Here is a 17,401-nt window from a genome sequence, read left to right as displayed (position 1 = left end):
TTCCGCGGAGTGCTCCGAGGTGATCGTGCAGGGCAGGTTCGCGCGGCGCACGGAGTGCGATTCCGACGAGTCGCCGGCATGGGAACGGGGTGCGCAGTCCGCCCCCGGTTGCAGACCTGCGGTGGTGGTCGGTCGTGGTGGGGGCGCCCGGAAACGGGCGGCGAACAAGGTCCGGTTCCGCGTGGATCCGGGTGGCATGCTTCTTCTGCGTGAACGACGCTGCAGCTTTGCAGCGTTCGAGCATGAGGGTGATCGAGTCGCGGGCATGAGTCGCCGGCGCGAAGTCGACGCGACCGGAGATGTCGTCGCCGGAGACGGACGGTCCCCCGGACAGCTGGAGGATCGTATGAACCTGAAGTCGAACGGATCAAGTTCCCCGCAAAGGGGAGTCGTCTGCAATGCGTACCGGCCGGCGGCGTGACGGCCACCAGGCCGGGCCGACCGGTACCGGGGGGCAGAGGCAACTCTCTCGACTACTCGGGACCCTTCCAGTCCGTCGGAGCTCTGTTCGCGATGTCGGCCGATGCGGTGAAGTTCGCCTTCCGCAGGCCGTTCCAGACGCGGGAGTTCGTCGAGCAATCCTGGTTCGTCGCGCGTGTCTCCCTCGTTCCGACCCTGCTGGTCGCGATTCCGTTCACCGTTCTGGTGAGCTTCACCCTCAACATCCTGCTGCGTGAGCTCGGCGCCGCCGACCTCAGCGGTGCCGGCGCGGCGTTCGGCGCGGTCACCCAGGTCGGGCCGATGGTCACGGTGTTGATCGTGGCCGGCTCCGGTGCGACGGCGATGTGTGCGGATCTGGGATCGCGCACGATCCGTGAAGAGATCGACGCCATGGAGGTGCTAGGGATCAACCCGGTGCAGCGACTGGTGACGCCTCGAATGCTGGCCTCCGCCTTGGTGGCAATGTTGTTGAACAGTCTCGTCTGCATCATCGGCGTCATGGGCGGCTACGTCTTCTCCGTCTTCGTGCAGGATGTCAACCCGGGTGCGTTCGCTGCCGGAATCACGCTGCTGACCGGGATCAACGAAGTGATCATCTCCTCCGTCAAGGCCCTGCTGTTCGGCCTCATCGCCGGGCTGGTCGCCTGCTATCGAGGGCTGACCGTGTCCGGCGGTGCCAAATCCGTTGGGAACGCGGTCAACGAGACCGTTGTCTACGCGTTCATGTCGCTGTTCGTCGTCAATGTCGTGGTCACCGCCATCGGCATCCAGATGACCGTCAGGTGAGCGGGGAGGTTGGCAGTGGCACCGAGCGTCACGTACGGGCGAACGATCCGCCGCATGGCAAGACCGATCTCCAGTCTGGGCCGGATCGGTGACCACACGATCTTCTACTTCAAGGCACTGGCTGGGGCTCCCCGGGCGGCGTGGCACTACAAGCGCGAGACGATCCGCTTGATCGCGGAGACCGGGATGGGGGCGGGGACCCTGGCGGTCATCGGCGGAACCGTCGTGATCGTCGGATTCCTCACGCTGGCAACCGGCGGAACCCTTGCGGTGCAGGGCTACAGCTCGCTGGGCAACATCGGGATCGAGGCACTGACGGGCTTCCTGTCGGCCTTCATCAACGTCCGCATCTCCGCGCCTGTCGTCGCGGGCATCGGTCTGGCCGCCACCTTCGGTGCGGGCGCGACCGCGCAGCTCGGGGCCATGCGGATCAACGAGGAGATCGACGCCCTCGAATCGCTCGGTATCAACCCGGTCTCCTATCTGGTCGGCACCCGGATCGTGGCGGGGATGATCGCGATCGTTCCGCTGTACGCGCTCGCGGTCATCGCCTCGTTCGTCGCCAGCCGACTGACCACCGTGGTGCTCCTCGGACAATCCGCAGGGTTGTACGACCACTACTTCGCGACCTTCCTGAACCCGATCGACCTGTTGTGGTCCTTCGTGCAGGCGATCGCGATGGCGCTGACGATCCTGCTGATCCACACCTACTTCGGATTCTTCGCCAGCGGTGGTCCTTCCGGGGTCGGGACGGCGGTGGGCAATGCCGTGCGTACCTCCCTCATCGCGATCGTCTCGGTCACACTGCTGGTCTCGCTGGTCGTGTACGGATCCAACGGCAACTTCAACCTGTCCGGGTAGGGGGATCGATGGCTCCGGGTGTCGTGCGTCCCCTCGTGGGACTGGGAACGATTGCGTTCGCCGCTCTCGTCGTCTTCGCCGCGGCGACCGCGTTCAGCGGTGGGTTCGCCGACAGCGTCCCGGTGACCGTCCTCTCGCCCCGTGCGGGACTGGTGATGTATCCCGACGCCAAGGTGAAGATGCGCGGAGTGACGGTGGGCAGGGTCGATTCCATCGACACGCTCCCGGACGGCCGGGCCGCGATACAACTGGCCATGGATCCCGACCAGATCGGACGGATACCGTCCGATGTCACGGTCGACATCGCGTCGACGACGGTGTTCGGAGCCAAGTTCGTCGACTTCGTGCCGCCGGCGACACCCTCTCCGGCGCCCATGGAGGCCGGGCAGGTGCTGGAAGCGGAGCGGGTCACGGTCGAGATCAACACGGTCTTCGAGCAGCTGACGACGGTCCTGGACCAGATCGAGCCCGAGAAGCTCAACACGACCCTCGGAGCGATCGCCTCGGCAACGAACGGGCGGGGAAAACAGCTCGGCGAGACCGTCACCGAGCTGAACGCGTTCCTCGCCACCCTCGAGCCCGGACTGCCGGCCCTTCGCAATGACATCGCCCTCGCGCCGACCGTCGCGGGCACCTACGCGGAGACAGCGCCCGCACTGCTCGACACCACCGCGAACGCCACCAGGATCAGCCGAACGGTCGTCGAGGAACAACAGAATCTCGATGCCTTCCTGGTCAGTGTTGTCGGCCTCGCCGACATCGGGAACCAGGTCCTCGCCGACAACAGGTCCGCGCTGGCAACGACTCTCGACGTGCTGTTGCCGACGACGGCAATGACCAACCGGTACAACGAGGCGCTCACCTGCTCGCTCACCGGACTGGCGTACCTCGCCGACTCGAAACCGGTCGACGTGCCCGGACTCGGTCTGTCGGCCAACTTCCTCTGGGGCACCGACGCGTACCGGTACCCGGACAACCTCCCCAAGGTAGCCGCGACCGGCGGTCCGCAGTGCTCGGTTCTGCCGGTCGGCTTCGAGGATCCGCCACCCTTCGTCGTCGCCGACGTCGGGGCGAACCCGTTCGCCAACCCGCGGAAAGGGCTGGAACTGAACAGCATCAGCCTCCCGCAGGCGCTGTTCGGCACGCTCGGAGGTGGCCGATGAACGCGTCCCGCAACGGGCCGGTGTGGAAGCTCGGCGTGTTCGCGGTGGTCATGGTCATCCTGACCGGGTTTCTCGTGCTCGTTTTCGGACAGTACCGAACCGGCTCGACGACAAGCTATTCGGCGCTCTTCGACGACTCCTCCGGACTGCGGAGCGGTGACGTCGTCAGGGTCGCGGGCATCCGGGTCGGCACGGTCGACGGAGTAACCCTGCAGGACGACCACAGGGTCGAGGTGGAGTTCAACGCGGACCGCGATCTCGTGCTGACCACCGGGACGACTGCGGCGGTCCGCTACCTCAACCTGGTCGGCGACCGCTACCTGGAACTGTCGGAGGGGCCGGGCTCGACGCAGATCCTGACCGCCGGTTCACAGATACCGGTCGACCACACGTCACCCGCGCTCGACCTGGACCTGCTACTCGGCGGATTCAAGCCGGTGATCGAGGGATTGAACCCGCAGGACGTCAATGCACTGACCTCTTCGCTCCTGCAGATCATGCAGGGACAGGAAGGGACGGTCGGTTCCCTGCTGTCGAAGACGTCGTCCTTCACATCGACGCTGGCGGACAACGGCGCCGTGGTGCAGCAACTGATCGACAACCTGAGATCGGTGATGGCCACACTGGCCGAGAGCGGAGACGAGTTCACCGCGACGATCGACCGTCTGGACACCCTGGTCGCCCAGTTGTCGCAGGACCGGGACCCGATAGGCGCCGCCGTCGAGGCGCTCGACCAAGGGACGGCGTCGGTTGCGGACCTGCTGACCGAGGCGCGGCCGCCCCTCGCCGGGACGGTTGACGAACTCGCCCGTCTGGCACCGCTGATCGACGACGACAAGGCCCGTCTGGACTCGGCGCTGGAGAAGGCGCCGGAGAACTTCCGGAAGCTCGTTCGGCTCGGCGCATACGGAAACTTCATCCAGTACTACATCTGTGCGGTCACGGTGCGCCTGAACGACTCGTCCGGCGCCGTGGTCGAGATGCCCTGGATCAAACAGGAATCCGGGAGGTGTTCGGACTGATGCTCCGATACCGCGGTCGCCATCTGATTCGCCACGGACTGATCGGCATGGTCCTGGTGGTGTGCATTCTGCTGGTGGGCCTGAACTTCCAGGCCTTCGTCACGATGGCGACGACCGTTCGCTACGAAGCGGTGTTCGGCGAAGCCGGAGGCCTCGCCGCCGGTGACGACGTCATCGTGTCCGGAGTGCCGGTGGGCAGGGTGGCGAAGGTGTCCTTGGAGGGCGGCGATGCACTCGTCGCGTTCGACGTCTCGACGAAGGTGCGGCTCGGGTCCGAAACCACTGCTCACATCAAGACCGGGTCCCTGCTCGGCAAGCGAGTGCTGGCACTGGACTCCGCCGGTGACGATCGGCTGATGCCCACGGACGTGATCCCGATCGCGCACACGTCGTCCCCGTACTCGCTGACCGACGCCGTCGGCGATCTCACCACCAATGTCAGCTCGATCGACACGGATGCGGTCAACCAGTCGCTCGACACGCTCGCGGTGACACTCGACCAGGTGGCGCCGCAGCTGGGCCCGACATTCGATGGACTGACACGACTTTCGAGGACGATCGACAGTCGCAATGCTGCCCTGCGTGACCTGCTCGCCACCACCGGTGACGTGACGGGCATCCTGTCGCAGCGGAGCGAGCAGGTCAATTCCCTCATCCTCAACGCGAACTCGCTCCTCGGTACCCTGGTGGACCGCAAACAGGCGATCGTCGACCTGCTCGCCAACACCACGGCCGTGTCCGAGCAACTGGTGGGCCTGGTCGCCGACAACGAAGCCGAACTGGCACCGGCGCTGGATCGGATGAACGCGGTGGCCGCGATGCTCGAGGAGAACCGGGACAACATCGCCAAGGCGCTGCCCGGGCTTGCGAAGGTCGCGCTGACACAGGGCGAAGCGGTGTCCGGCGGCCCCTTCTACAACGCCTTCGTCGCAAACCTGATCCCCGCCCAGGAGATCCAGCCGTTCCTCGACCAAGCCTTCGGGATCGAGCCGCGCAGCCAGTTCGCGGTGCCGCACGTGGAGGCGCCCCGATGAGTCTTCGCCGTGTCGCCCAGATCGTCGCAGCCCTGCTCGTGGTCGCGCTGGTCACCGCCGCGGGGGTGATCGGGCACCGGGAACTGTTCGGCCCCAGGACGATCACCGCGGTCTTCACCACAACCACCGCGATCTACGCCGGCGACGACGTCCGCGTGTCCGGTGTGAAGGTCGGGAAGATCACGGCGGTTCGGCCCCAGGGCACCACCGCCGAACTGGTGATGGACATCGACCGCGGCGTGCAGATTCCGGCCGACGCGCGGGCGGTGATCGTCGCACCGGGCCTCGTCTCGTCACGGTACGTTCAGCTGACTCCTGCCTACCGGTCGTCCGGCCCGACGATGGACGACGGTGCGGTGGTCCCGGTGGAGCGCACCGCGGTTCCCGTCGAATGGGACGAGGTCAAGAACCAGTTGACCAGGCTTGCAACCGATCTGGGCCCCGACAGTGAACTGTCGAGCAGCTCGGCCGGTCGATTCGTCGACAGTGCCGCGGATGCGATGGCGGGCAACGGCGACAAACTCCGTGAGACGCTAGCGCAGCTGTCCGGCGTCGGCCGGATCCTCGCCGACGGAAGCGGCGACATCGCGGAGACGATCCGGAACCTGCAGAACTTCGTCACGGTGCTTCGTCGGAGCAACGTCGAGATCGTCGAGTTCGAGAACCGCCTGGCCACGCTGTCGAGCGTGCTCGACGACAGCAAGTCCGTCCTGGACTCGGCCCTGACCACCCTCTCGGTCGCGGTGGGGGACGTCCAGCGGTTCGTCGCGAACAACAGGGATCGAGCGAGCGAGCAGGTGCAACGCCTGGCGAACGTGACACAGAACCTGGTCGACAACAGGAAGGACGTCGAGCAACTCCTGCACATCTTCCCGACCAGCCTCGCCAACTTCTACAACATCTACAACCCGGACACCGGCACCGAGGCCGGGGTGTTCGTGGTCAACAACTTCGCGAATCCCGTGCAGTTCATCTGTGCGAGCGTTGCAAGTCTCGAGAACACCACGTCCGCCGAGGCGGCGAAGAAGTGTGCCGACTACCTGGGGCCGGTGTTGAACCTGCTGAACTTCAACTACCTTCCGACCCCGATCAATCCGGTGAAGGGGCCGACGGCCCGGCCCGAGAACATCATCTACACCGAGCCCGACCTGATCCCGGCCGTGGTGGGGCAGCAGGCGCCGGCGAGGGCGCCGATGGACGTGCAGGACCTGATTTTTCCCGCGGGAAGGCCATCGTCATGACAGCTTGGGGCCAGCCGACCCGACGGCGTCTGCGGCTCGTCGCCGCATGTTCGTGTGCGCTCGTCACTGCGACCGGGTGCGCGTGGGAAGGGGTGAACTCGCTACCGCTGCCCGGGGCACCCGGGCGGGGGGACGGTTCGACGGTGTTCCACGTGGAGATGGCCAACGTCGGCACCCTCGAGTCGAATTCACCGGTCATGATGGACGACGTCGTGGTCGGGAGCGTCGGCGCCATGACCGTCGACGGGTGGCATGCCATGGTCGACGTGTCGGTGGGGCCAGGGGTCGTGGTTCCCGCCAACGCCGTGGCCACCATCGGCCAGACCAGCCTGCTCGGATCCAGTCACCTGGCACTGAACCCGCCGGTAGGTGTCGCGCCCGCGGGACAGTTGGAGCCGGGTGCGACGATCCCGCTGACCATGTCATCGACCTACCCGTCGACGGAGAAGACGCTCGCCGCGCTGTCGGTGGTGGTGAACGGCGGCGGGCTCGGCCAGATCGGCGACATCATCAGCAACGTGAACACCGCGTTCGACGGACGGCAGGGTGACTACCGGGAGCTGATCGGCCGGCTCGACACCTTCGTGGGCACACTGGACGAACAGCGCAACGGCATCGTGACCGCCATGCAGGAGCTCAACCGCCTGGCAGGTACGTTCGCCGCGCAGAACGCCGTCGTGACCGAGGCGCTCGAGAAGTTTCCGCCCGCACTCGAGGTGCTCTCCAAGGAGCAGCCCACACTCATGGCCGCTCTGGACAAATTGCGGGCCTTCAGCGACACCGCGAGCGGAGTGGTGTCCGATGTGCAGGCGGACCTGGTGGCCAACCTGCGGAATCTGGAGCCGACCCTCCGGTCGCTGGCCGACGTGGGGCCGGACATCGACAAGGCGCTCGCCTATGCCACCGTGTACCCGTACGGTCAGGGTGTCATCGACCGGGCCGTCCGTGGTGACTACGTGAACCTCTTCGCCACAGTCGATCTCACGGTGCCGCGGCTGCAGCGGGAACTGCTGTCGGGAACCCCGTGGGGTGACCCGAACGCCGCGATCCAGGCAGCGGTCGGCGATCCGGGGCACGCCATCCAGACGAAGGATCCGCTGGGCGTCGGAGTGACGCCGCCGGGCAGCGGAGGCGGCCGATGATCCTGTCGCGCTTCGTTCGCATCCAGCTGGTCATCTTCACGACCCTGTCGATCATCGGCGCGCTCGTGATGGCGCTGGGGTACATCCAAGTGCAGAACCTCCTCGGTATCGGCAGGATCAGCGTCGGCCTGGAGTTGCCCGCCGCCGGGGGCCTGTACCGCTTCGGCAACGTCACCTACCGCGGCGTGGAGGTCGGCAAGGTCGTCGCCGTCGAACTCACGCCGGGCGGTGTCAGGGCGACGCTGTCCATCGACGACGGGCAGAAGATCCCGGCGGACCTCGAAGCCGAGGTCCGGAGCATCTCCGCGGTGGGAGAGCAGTACGTGGATCTGCGCCCGCGCACCGATTCGGCGCCCTACCTGCAGGACGGATCGGTGATCGACGCGAGCGACACCAAGATCCCGCAACCGGTGGGCCCGATGCTGGACAGCCTCAGTGCGCTCGTCGGGAGCATCCCCGAGGACAAGCTGAACCAGCTCCTCGACGAGGTGTACGCCGGCCTGGACGGGGCCCAGTACGACCTGCAGTCGTTGCTGGACTCGTCGGCCACGATCGCCGCCGCCGCGAACAGCGTCGCGGAGCCCACGCGAACGCTGATCGAAGACGCCGAACCGCTGCTCGAGTCGCAGGCGCGCAGCGCCGACGCGATCGAGATCTGGACCCGCAGTCTCGCCGGCGTCACCGGGCAGTTGAACACGAACGACCCGCAGGTGCGGTCGATCCTGCAGTCCGGGCCGGGATTCGCGCACGAGGCCTCCGCGCTTCTCGACTCGGTGAAACTCACGCTGCCGGTGTTGCTCGCGAACCTGACCTCGGTCGGGCAGCTCGGAGTCACGTACAACGCAGGCCTGGAACAGATGCTGGTCCTGCTGCCGCCCGCGATCTCGATGATCCAGACCGTCCAGCCGAAGAACAACGCGTCAGGCCTGGGTCTGGGCACCTTCCGGTTCGGGGGCATCTCGGATCCGCCGGCGTGCACGGTCGGGTTCCTGCCGCCGTCGGCCTGGCGGTCGCCGGCGGAAACCGAAACCCTCGACACTCCGGAGGACCTCTACTGCAAGTTGCCGCAGGACTCGCAGATCGCGGTGCGCGGCGCCCGGAACATCCCGTGCATGGGACAGCCTGGCAAGCGGGCCGCGACAGCCGAATTGTGCAACAGCGACGAGGAATTCCAGCCGTTGGCCACCGAGCAGCCGGTGTTCGGCCCCTATCCGCGGGATCCGAACCTCGAGGCGCAGGGGGTCGCGCCGGACTCCCGGTACTTCGGCCGGCCGCCGTCCGCAGGTGTCGCGGAGCCGATGCCGGCGCCGCAGGGTGATGGCGGGGCGGTCGTCACGACACCGAGTTCGTTCGGCGGCGGGGCGGCCCGGCCGGAGGTGAGCGCGGTGCCCTACGACCCGAACACCGGTCGCTTCGTCGCACCCGACGGCCGGCTGTACCGGAAGTCCGATCTGGTGACCCCGGCCTCCGAGATCACCTGGCGGGAACTGATTCTCAACTAGAAGAAATGTATTGCCACTCCAGCGGATTCGATACCAGTGACCAGTGAGGGGACAGGATGTCATCGCAGGACGATGTGACAACCGCCGTGACAGGCGGGGGCAGCGACGCAGCGGTTCTGGAAGCCGGCCGGCGTCTGCTGATCGACGGGCAACTGGTGAATGCCGAACGGACCTTCGAATCGATCAATCCCGCCACCGGCGATGTCCTCGGCCACGCGCCGGACGCAGGCACCGCCGAGGCCGAGGCGGCCATCGCCGCCGCGCGACGTGCCTTCGACACCACGACCTGGGCGACCGATGTCGCGTTCCGTGTCGAGTGCCTCGACCAGTTGCACCAGGCACTGCTCGACCACGCAGAGGAGTTGCGCGAGCTGACGATCGCCGAGGTGGGTGCCACACGCATGCTGACGCTCGGCAACCAGCTCGACGCCCCGATCGGGATCGTGCGCTACTACGCGGACCTGCTCCGTGCGTACCCGCTGACGGAGGAACTCGGAGAGATCGAGGTTCGCGGCGCGCAACACCGCCGCTGGGTGGAGAAGGAAGCGGCGGGAGTCGTCGCGGCCATCGTGGCCTACAACTACCCGAACCAGCTCGCGCTGGCCAAGCTGGCTCCGGCGCTGGCCGCGGGATGCACGGTCGTGCTCAAGGCCGCACCGGACACACCGCTGGTCACGCTCGCGCTCGGTGAGCTGATCGCCGCCCACACCGACATCCCCGCCGGTGTGGTCAACGTGCTTTCCTCGTCCGAGGTCGCGGTCGGCGAGACACTGAGCACTCACCCCGACGTGGACGTGGTGACCTTCACCGGCTCCACCGCCACCGGCCGCCGGATCATGGCGGCCGGCAGCGACACCCTCAAGCGGGTCTTCCTCGAACTCGGCGGGAAATCGGCGTTGATCGTCCTCGACGATGCGGACTTCGCGATGTCGGCGCTGTTCGCTGCATTCAGCATCTGCTCACACGCCGGACAGGGTTGTGCACTGACCACCCGGCTGCTGGTACCGCGGGCGCACCACGACGAGATCGTCGACCTCGTCGCCACCAACCTCGGGTACATCAAGTACGGCGATCCGGCCAGTCCCGAGACCTACATGGGACCGTTGATCAGCGCTCGGCAGCGCGAGAAGGTCGACGGACTGGTCAAGCGGGCCGTCGCGGCGGGCGCTCGCCTCGTCACGGGCGGCGAGAAGGTGGATCCGGGATACTTCTACACCCCGACCCTCCTGGCGAATGTCGACCCGTCCAGCGAAATCGCACAGGAAGAGGTCTTCGGGCCCGTGCTCTCGGTGATCGCCTACGCGGACGACGACGACGCCGTCCGAATTGCGAACGACTCCGCCTACGGCCTCTCCGGCGGCGTGATGAGTGCGGACGACGACCGGGCGATCGCGCTCGCCCGTCGCATCCGCACCGGCACGTTCAGTATCAACGGCGGCAACTACTTCTCGCCGGACGCCCCGTTCGGTGGGTACAAGCAGTCGGGAATCGGACGTGAGATGGGCCCCGCAGGGCTCGAGGAGTTCCTCGAGCTCAAGACGTTCGCGGCGGTGGTCAAGTGAATCCGCTCAAAGGTTTTCGTGTCGTCGAGGTAGCGATGTACGGGTTCGTCCCGTCGGCGGGCGCCGTGCTCGCCGACTGGGGAGCCGACGTGATCAAGGTCGAGCACGCGGTGACCGGGGACCCGCAACGAGGCCTGCGTCAGACCGGCCAGTTCAAGGTCGAGGGCGACCCGAATCCGAATGTGGAGCACGCGAATCGGGGCAAGCGCAGCATCGGCCTGGACATCTCGACCCCTGAGGGGAAGGAGGTTTTGTTCGGCCTGGTCCGCGGCGCGGACGTGTTCCTGACCAGCTATCTGCCCCAGGTCCGAACCAAGCTGGGCATCGACGTCGACGACATCCGCGCGGTCAATCCGACGATCATCTACGCGCGCGGAAGCGCGCTCGGTCCGCGCGGTGACGAATCCTCCAGGGGCGGTTACGACATGACCGCCTTCTGGGCGCGTGCCGGCGTCGCCGCCACCCTCACGCCACCCGGGGTGGAGGGCATGATCGGGCCGCCCGGCCCGGCCTTCGGGGACACGATCTCCGGCACGAACCTTGCCGGGGGAATCGCGGCGGCGCTGCTGGGGCGCGCACAAACGGGTGAACCGTCGATCGTGGACGTGTCCCTGCTCGGCAGCGGCCTGTGGTCGATGGGACACACCGTCGCGCTGTCCGCGCATCTCGGCAAGCCGATGGTCGCGTCCCCGCCCGGTGCGCACGCGTCACCGGTCAATCCGCTGTCCGGGGTGTATGCGACCTCCGACGACCGGTACCTGGCGTTCGTCATGTTGCAGGCGGCCCGGTTCTGGCCCGACGTGTGCAGGCACATCGACCGGCCGGAACTGATCGAGGACCCGCGTTTCGCGGACGCCGAGTCGATCGCCACGAACACCCTCGAAGCGGTGGCCCTGCTGCGGGAGACGATCGCCACCCGGACCCTGGCCGAGTGGACCGAGCGGTTCGCGACGTTGTCAGGCCCGTGGGCGCCGATCCAGGACTCACTTCAGGTCGTCGACGACGCACAGATCCGCGCCAACGAGTACCTCGTCAAAGCGGGTGAACTCGAGTTGGTTGCCAACCCGGTGCAGTTCGACGAAACCGCCCCCGACCTCCGACCGGGACCCGAATTCGCTGCGCAGACAGAGGAAATCCTGCTCGAGATCGGGTTGGACTGGGATCGAATCATCGCGCTCAAGACCTCGGGGGCGGTCACCTAGGGCAGGTCTCCCAATCCCCGTTTCGGCGCCCCTGGCGCCCAATCGCCGCCCAGCTGCGTTGTCGTCGAGGCCGATACAACAGCGGTATCGGCCTCTCCTTCGCCTTGCCGGACGACGATTGTTTCGCCAGGTGCATCCGAGAGGGATCAGGACCCGCCCCAGGGCATGTCTCCAACGTAGGAGTGCCACGGGCTGCTCTTCGTGAACCGACAGCGGGGATACCTGGGCCATCAGGTGCCGGTATCCCCGCCGGCGGTATCGGTCGACAGGCATTCATGCCTGCGGCACCAGCGTTTCCGATCGCGCAATGGTGCCGGTGACACCGGCACCGTCCTGTGCTGCCAGTAGTACCGCGGCCGCACCCATCGTCTCCACCGGTTCGACCATCTCCGGTGGGATCTCGATCCCGCTGCCACCCGCCGTCCAGCCCTCGGTCAGCACGACCCGGGACGGGCTCACACAGTTCACCGCGATGTTGTCGCCCTTCAGATCCGCGGCCAGCCCGAGGTAGAGGCGTTCGACCGCGGCCTTGGACACCCAGTAGGCATTCGAGCCGCGATCGGTCATGGTGACGCCGGTGGTGGTCACCGCGATCAGGGAGCCGCCCCCGCGCGCCCGCACATGCGGGATCACGGCCTTGGTCACCAGGAACACTCCGGTCAGATTGACGTCCAGACACAGCTGCCACCGTTTGAGCGGGGTGGACTCGATCGGTCCCTGCCAGAGCACTCCGGCGTTGGCGACCAGGATGTCGATCCCGCCGAACTCGGCGACGGTCGCGGCCACCGCGGCCTCGACCGACGCCTCGTCGGTGACGTCGCACGGCACGGCCAGTGCGCGGCCGCCGGACGCGGTGATCCGGTCCGCAACCGCACCGATCGTGCCCGGGATCCGGCCCTCGGTCTCGGATCGGGCGGCCACCGCGACCGCGGCGCCCGCCTCCGCGAGCGCCGCGGCGACGGCCGCACCGATGCCGCGGCTCGCGCCGGCGACGAATGCAACCTTGCCTGCGAGGGGCGTCACTTCGGCGGGAACCGCAGCGCGCCGTCGAGGCGAATCACCTCGCCGTTGAGGTAGTCGTTCTCGACGATGGACGCGACGAGGGTCGCGTACTCGGGGGAGCGGCCCATCCGCTTGGGGTGCGGGACCTGCGGGCCCCAGTACGCCTCGAGCTGGTCGCCGGCCTTGCCGTAGGCCGGCGTGAGGAAGGTACCGGGCGCGATGGTGCACACCCGGATGCCGAGCGGGGACAGGTCGCGGGCCGCGACCAGGGTCATGCCGACGACACCGCCCTTCGCTGCCGAGTAGGGCAGCTGGCCGATCTGGCCCTCGTACGCCGCGATGGAGGCGGTGTTGACGATGACTCCGCGCCCTCCCTCCTCCAGCGGTTCGGTCTTGGCGATCGCGGCCGCGGACAGCCGCATCACGTTGAACACCGAGATCAGGTACGAGTCGATGGTCGTGCGGAATGCGTCGAGCGACATCGGGCTGCCGTCCTTGCCGACCAGCCGTCCGCCGCCGGCCGGGCCGCCGTGGCAGTCCACGGAGATGCGCAGCGGGCCGAGCGACTCCGCTTCGGCTACGGCGGCGCCCACCGACGCCTCGTCCCCGGCGTCGGTGCGCACGTAGCGAACACCCAGCTCCTCCTCGAGCGCCTTGCCCTTGTCGTCGTTGACGTCCGCGACGACCACCTTGGCGCCGGCGGAGTGGAGGCGTCGAACGGTGGCCTCGCCGAGGCCCCCCGTGCCGCCCACGACGATCGCGGAGCTGCCATTGATCTGCATATTGATTTCCCTTCTTGCAACTATTGCTCTCGTGCTGAGAGAATCATGTTCTCATGAACATCAGCATGATTCTAGAAATGGCCGCAGCGGATGGCGATCGGATCGCCGTGACCGGTGCCGGACGGTCGCTGACCTCGGCACAGTTACTGGATCAGGCCCATCGAGCCGCCGCCCGCTTCCGAGACCAGCCGGCGGTGCTCTACCTGGGTGCCAACCATCCGGCCTACCCGGTGGCGCTGTTCGGTGCCGCCCTCGCCGGCGTGCCGTTCGTCCCGCTCAACTACCGACTCGGGGACAACCAGCTCACCGCACTTCGGGACAAGCACCCCGGTGCCCTCGTCCTCGAACCCGGCGACCTCGACGCGTTTCTCGGTGCGCCTGAGTCGGACACCGCCGACGGTGCGCCTGAGTCGGACACCGCCGACGGTGCGCCTGAGTCGCCTGAGTCGGACCCGTCCGCCGCCGAACCGCTGCCGGAGTGGGACGGAGACGCCGTCGCCGCGATCATCTACACCAGCGGGACCACGTCGGACCCGAAGCCCGCGGTGCTGCGGCACCGGCACCTGCTCGCCTATGTGCTGAACACGCTGGAGTTCGGTTCCTCGGACGCCACCGACGCCGCATTGGTCGCGGTGCCGCCGTATCACATCGCCGGGCTGACCAATCTGCTCTCGAACCTGTACACCGGCCGCCGGGTGGTCTACCTGCCCGCGTTCGACCCGACGGAATGGCTCGCCACCGTTCGGCGCGAAGGGGTCACGCACGCGATGCTCGTGCCGACGATGCTGGCGCGCATCGTGAACGAACTGGGTGACGACGACGCGGCCACCCCGACGCTGCACAGCCTCGCGTACGGCGGATCCCGGACCCCGCGCCCGGTCCTCGAGCACGCCCTGCGGGCCTTCCCCGACACCGGATTCGTCAACGCGTACGGGCTGACCGAGACGGCGTCCTCGGTGGCGGTGCTGTCGCCGGAGGATCACCGCGAGGCGTTCGCGTCGAGCGATCCCGCGGTCCGGGACCGCCTCGGATCGGTCGGGAGGCCGCTGCCGGGCATCGAGATCGCGGTGCGGACCGAAAGCGGCGACCCCGTCCCCGCCGGCGAGACCGGACTCGTGTTCGTCCGAGGCGAGCAGATCTCCGGTGAGTACGGCAAGCGCAGCGTCCTCGACGCCGACGGCTGGTTCGCCACCCGCGATCTCGGCCGGATCGACGCGGACGGGTACCTGTTCGTGGAGGGCCGCGCCGACGACACCATCATCCGTGGCGGCGAGAACATCGCGCCGGCGGAGATCGAGGACGTGCTGCTCGCCCATCCGGGAGTCGTCGAGGCCGCGGTGATCGGCGTCGCCGACGCGGAATGGGGGCAGCGCATCGTCGCGGTGCTCGTCGGTGACGCGGACCCGGTCGAGCTCACGAACTGGGTCCGGGAACGGCTGCGCTCCTCGAAGACACCCGACACCATCGTCTTCCGTGCCGATCTTCCCAAGACCGAGACCGGAAAGCTGTTGCGCCGCAATCTTATCGCCGAACTGGAGAATGCCAATGCCTGATGCTGTCATCGTGTCCGCCCTGCGTACGCCCATCGGTACCGCCGGGAAGGGCACCCTCCGTGACACCAGTGCCTTCGACCTGGCGCACCACGTGGTCGCCGCCGCGGCCGAGGGGCTCGACCCTGGCCGCATCGACGACGTGATCCTCGCCGAGGGACTGCACGGCGGCGGCGTGATCGCGCGACACGCCGCGATCACCGCCGGGTTGACGAGCGTTCCCGGTCTCGCCCTCAACCGGCACTGTGCGGCCGGGCAGGGAGCGGTCCAGACCGCGGCCGCGAGCATCCGCGCCGGCATGGACTCGCTCGTGATCGCCGGCGGCGTGAACTCCGCGTCCACCGCACCGCGGTCGTTGACCCGGGTCGGGGACGAGTGGGTGCCGTGGATGTCGCCCACCCACCCCGACCGTCCGGATGCACCCAACCGCGACATGTCGATCACCGTCGGCTGGAACGCCGCGGTGGAAGCGGGGGTGTCGCGCGAGGAGATGGACGCGTGGGCGCTGCGGTCACACCGAAACGCGGTGCAGGCCATCGAGGAGGGCCGGTTCAAGGAGGAGATCGTCCCGATCGACACCCCGCACGGCCTGTTCTCCGTCGACGAGCATCCGCGTCGTGACACCAGCATGGAGAAGCTCGCCTCGCTCAAGCCGCTGCATCCCGAGATCGAGGGGTTCAGCATCACGGCAGGCAACGCGTGCGGCGCCAACGACGCCGCCGCCGCGCTCACCATCGCGAGCTCCGACCTGGGACTGCCCGCGCTGGCCACGGTCCGGTCCTGGGCGTCGGTCGCAGTGGACCCCTCCCGGACCGGTCTCGCCCCGGTCGAGGCGATCCCGAAGGCCCTCGCCCGCGCGGGAATGACCTTCTGCGACGTCGACCTGTTCGAGATCAACGAGGCCTTCGCCGCGATGTGCGTGGCCACCGTCAAACTGCTCGACATCGACCCGGACAAGGTCAACGTCAGTGGCAGTGGGTGCTCGCTCGGACATCCGGTCGCCGCGTCCGGGGCCCGGATGCTGGTCACGCTGGTGCACGAGTTGCGCCGTCGCGGTGGCGGAATCGGTGTCGCGGCCATGTGTGCCGGGGGCGGCATGGGGTCGGCCACGGTGATCGAGGTCCCCGCGCCGTGACAGGTGTCTCCGGGCGGCCCGCGACCGGTGTTCCGGAGCCGGCGGCGGCCAGTGTCCCGGAACTCGTCGCGGCCGCGCGGGCAGGGTCGACCCGGGCGGTCGGGCGGTTGCTGAGCCTGGTCGAGAGCCCGCGCCGGGACGAGGTGATCTCGGTGCTCGACCCGGCCACCACACGGGTTGTCGGTGTGACCGGGCCGCCCGGCGCCGGGAAGTCGACAACCGTCGCCGCCCTGGTCGGCGCCTATCGCGAACTCGGCATGCGCGTGGCAGTACTGGCGGTGGATCCGTCCTCGCCGTACAGCGGCGGCGCCCTGCTCGGCGACCGGATCCGGATGGCACAGCACATCGACGATCCCGACGTGCTGATCCGTTCGGTAGCGACCCGCGGGCACCTCGGCGGTCTCGCCGCCGCGGTGCCCGCGGCCGTCCACCTGCTGGCTGCACTGTCCTACGACCTGATCCTGCTGGAGACCGTCGGCGTCGGACAGTCCGAGATCGAGATCGCCGCCGTTGCCGACCCCACCGTCGCCGTGCTCAATCCCGGTGCGGGAGATACGGTTCAGGCAGCAAAGGCGGGACTGCTCGAGGTCGCCGACCTGATCGTGGTGAACAAGGCGGATCGCGACGGTGCCGACCAGACGGTGCGGGATCTGCGAACCGAGGTCATGGTCCCGATCGTCAAACTCGTCGCCTCCCGGGGCGACGGACTGACCGACCTGGTCGATGCGATCGAGACCCACCAGCAGGCGGACACGCGCGAGCGCCGAATCGCCAAGGCGCTGGCGCAGATCCTCTCACTGGCCCAGTCCCGCCTCCGCAGCGACCCGGACCTCGCCGGCCTCGCCGAGTCCGTCGCGGACGGGGGTCTCGACCCCTACCGGGCCGCGGCGCGTCTCCTCGGCCGGGAACCCGGCACCGATGTGCAGGAGCCGCGACACCGCCGGTGACGGCCCTGCCTTCGCAGTGGCCGTCGCCG

Annotated in this window: 15 protein-coding genes; 13 read left to right on the top strand and 2 right to left on the bottom strand. The window is 68.0% G+C overall.

Annotation, left to right across the window (positions count from 1 at the left end; translation table 11 throughout):
- Positions 1–417: 417 nt before the first annotated feature.
- From ACWDUM_RS07550 to ACWDUM_RS07505, 10 genes are read left to right on the top strand one after another with little or no spacing between them, the layout of a single operon-like run.
- Positions 418–1,227, top strand: coding sequence for an MlaE family ABC transporter permease (locus ACWDUM_RS07550; RefSeq protein WP_450133479.1), 810 nt, complete (start codon positions 418–420; stop codon positions 1,225–1,227).
- Between the two features lie 54 nt (positions 1,228–1,281).
- Positions 1,282–2,088, top strand: a complete 807-nt coding sequence (locus ACWDUM_RS07545) for an MlaE family ABC transporter permease (protein WP_450133478.1) — start codon at positions 1,282–1,284, stop codon at positions 2,086–2,088.
- Between the two features lie 8 nt (positions 2,089–2,096).
- On the top strand, positions 2,097–3,251 hold the full coding sequence (locus ACWDUM_RS07540; protein ID WP_450133477.1) for an MCE family protein: 1,155 nt from the start codon (positions 2,097–2,099) through the stop codon (positions 3,249–3,251).
- Positions 3,248–4,273: an MCE family protein gene (locus ACWDUM_RS07535; RefSeq protein WP_450133476.1), complete on the top strand. Its 1,026-nt coding sequence runs from the start codon at positions 3,248–3,250 to the stop codon at positions 4,271–4,273. Before ACWDUM_RS07540 ends, ACWDUM_RS07535 begins: the two co-directional genes overlap by 4 nt.
- Complete coding sequence (locus ACWDUM_RS07530) at positions 4,273–5,307, top strand: MCE family protein (protein ID WP_450133475.1); 1,035 nt, start codon at positions 4,273–4,275, stop codon at positions 5,305–5,307. Before ACWDUM_RS07535 ends, ACWDUM_RS07530 begins: the two co-directional genes overlap by 1 nt.
- On the top strand, positions 5,304–6,548 hold the full coding sequence (locus ACWDUM_RS07525; RefSeq protein ID WP_450133474.1) for an MCE family protein: 1,245 nt from the start codon (positions 5,304–5,306) through the stop codon (positions 6,546–6,548). The genes ACWDUM_RS07530 and ACWDUM_RS07525 overlap by 4 nt, the downstream gene beginning before the upstream one ends.
- Positions 6,545–7,690 carry an MCE family protein gene (locus ACWDUM_RS07520; RefSeq protein ID WP_450133473.1) on the top strand — a complete coding sequence of 382 codons (1,146 nt, stop codon included), beginning with the start codon at positions 6,545–6,547 and terminating at the stop codon, positions 7,688–7,690. Before ACWDUM_RS07525 ends, ACWDUM_RS07520 begins: the two co-directional genes overlap by 4 nt.
- Positions 7,687–9,192 carry an MCE family protein gene (locus tag ACWDUM_RS07515; RefSeq protein ID WP_450133472.1) on the top strand — a complete coding sequence of 502 codons (1,506 nt, stop codon included), beginning with the start codon at positions 7,687–7,689 and terminating at the stop codon, positions 9,190–9,192. The genes ACWDUM_RS07520 and ACWDUM_RS07515 overlap by 4 nt, the downstream gene beginning before the upstream one ends.
- Before the next feature lie 56 nt (positions 9,193–9,248).
- Positions 9,249–10,754 carry an aldehyde dehydrogenase family protein gene (locus tag ACWDUM_RS07510; protein WP_450133471.1) on the top strand — a complete coding sequence of 502 codons (1,506 nt, stop codon included), beginning with the start codon at positions 9,249–9,251 and terminating at the stop codon, positions 10,752–10,754.
- Entirely contained in the window at positions 10,751–11,956 is a 1,206-nt protein-coding gene (locus ACWDUM_RS07505; protein ID WP_450133470.1) for a CaiB/BaiF CoA transferase family protein, read from the top strand. Before ACWDUM_RS07510 ends, ACWDUM_RS07505 begins: the two co-directional genes overlap by 4 nt.
- Positions 11,957–12,229: 273 nt before the next feature.
- On the opposite strand, the gene ACWDUM_RS07500 is transcribed toward ACWDUM_RS07505, so the two are convergent.
- On the bottom strand, positions 12,230–12,979 hold the full coding sequence (locus tag ACWDUM_RS07500; RefSeq protein WP_450133469.1) for an SDR family NAD(P)-dependent oxidoreductase: 750 nt from the start codon (positions 12,977–12,979) through the stop codon (positions 12,230–12,232).
- Entirely contained in the window at positions 12,976–13,740 is a 765-nt protein-coding gene (locus tag ACWDUM_RS07495) for an SDR family NAD(P)-dependent oxidoreductase (RefSeq protein ID WP_450133468.1), read from the bottom strand. The genes ACWDUM_RS07500 and ACWDUM_RS07495 overlap by 4 nt, the downstream gene beginning before the upstream one ends.
- 53 nt (positions 13,741–13,793) lie before the next feature.
- On the opposite strand from ACWDUM_RS07495, the gene ACWDUM_RS07490 reads away from it, so the two are divergent.
- From ACWDUM_RS07490 to meaB, 3 genes are read left to right on the top strand one after another with little or no spacing between them, the layout of a single operon-like run.
- Positions 13,794–15,293 (top strand): class I adenylate-forming enzyme family protein, encoded by a 1,500-nt coding sequence (locus tag ACWDUM_RS07490; RefSeq protein ID WP_450133467.1) that lies wholly within the window; start codon positions 13,794–13,796, stop codon positions 15,291–15,293.
- Positions 15,286–16,425 carry a thiolase family protein gene (locus tag ACWDUM_RS07485; protein ID WP_450111855.1) on the top strand — a complete coding sequence of 380 codons (1,140 nt, stop codon included), beginning with the start codon at positions 15,286–15,288 and terminating at the stop codon, positions 16,423–16,425. The genes ACWDUM_RS07490 and ACWDUM_RS07485 overlap by 8 nt, the downstream gene beginning before the upstream one ends.
- Complete coding sequence (gene meaB, locus ACWDUM_RS07480; RefSeq protein WP_450133466.1) at positions 16,422–17,372, top strand: methylmalonyl Co-A mutase-associated GTPase MeaB; 951 nt, start codon at positions 16,422–16,424, stop codon at positions 17,370–17,372. Before ACWDUM_RS07485 ends, meaB begins: the two co-directional genes overlap by 4 nt.
- Positions 17,373–17,401 lie beyond the last annotated feature (29 nt).

This window comes from Rhodococcus sp. NPDC003322 (assembly GCF_053589555.1).
The sequence above is the reverse complement of the archived record's forward strand: the minus strand, read 5'-3'. Positions and strand labels throughout refer to the sequence as shown.

Coding starts and splice junctions, on each gene's coding strand:
- ACWDUM_RS07545 (WP_450133478.1), top strand. CDS start 1,282: ATGGCAAGACCGATCTCCAGTCTGGGCCGGATCGGTGACCACACGATC.
- ACWDUM_RS07535 (WP_450133476.1), top strand. CDS start 3,248: ATGAACGCGTCCCGCAACGGGCCGGTGTGGAAGCTCGGCGTGTTCGCG.
- ACWDUM_RS07525 (WP_450133474.1), top strand. CDS start 5,304: ATGAGTCTTCGCCGTGTCGCCCAGATCGTCGCAGCCCTGCTCGTGGTC.
- ACWDUM_RS07520 (WP_450133473.1), top strand. CDS start 6,545: ATGACAGCTTGGGGCCAGCCGACCCGACGGCGTCTGCGGCTCGTCGCC.
- ACWDUM_RS07515 (WP_450133472.1), top strand. CDS start 7,687: ATGATCCTGTCGCGCTTCGTTCGCATCCAGCTGGTCATCTTCACGACC.
- ACWDUM_RS07510 (WP_450133471.1), top strand. CDS start 9,249: ATGTCATCGCAGGACGATGTGACAACCGCCGTGACAGGCGGGGGCAGC.
- ACWDUM_RS07485 (WP_450111855.1), top strand. CDS start 15,286: ATGCCTGATGCTGTCATCGTGTCCGCCCTGCGTACGCCCATCGGTACC.
- ACWDUM_RS07490 (WP_450133467.1), top strand. CDS start 13,794: ATGAACATCAGCATGATTCTAGAAATGGCCGCAGCGGATGGCGATCGG.
- ACWDUM_RS07540 (WP_450133477.1), top strand. CDS start 2,097: ATGGCTCCGGGTGTCGTGCGTCCCCTCGTGGGACTGGGAACGATTGCG.
- ACWDUM_RS07495 (WP_450133468.1), bottom strand. CDS start 13,740: ATGCAGATCAATGGCAGCTCCGCGATCGTCGTGGGCGGCACGGGGGGC.
- ACWDUM_RS07530 (WP_450133475.1), top strand. CDS start 4,273: ATGCTCCGATACCGCGGTCGCCATCTGATTCGCCACGGACTGATCGGC.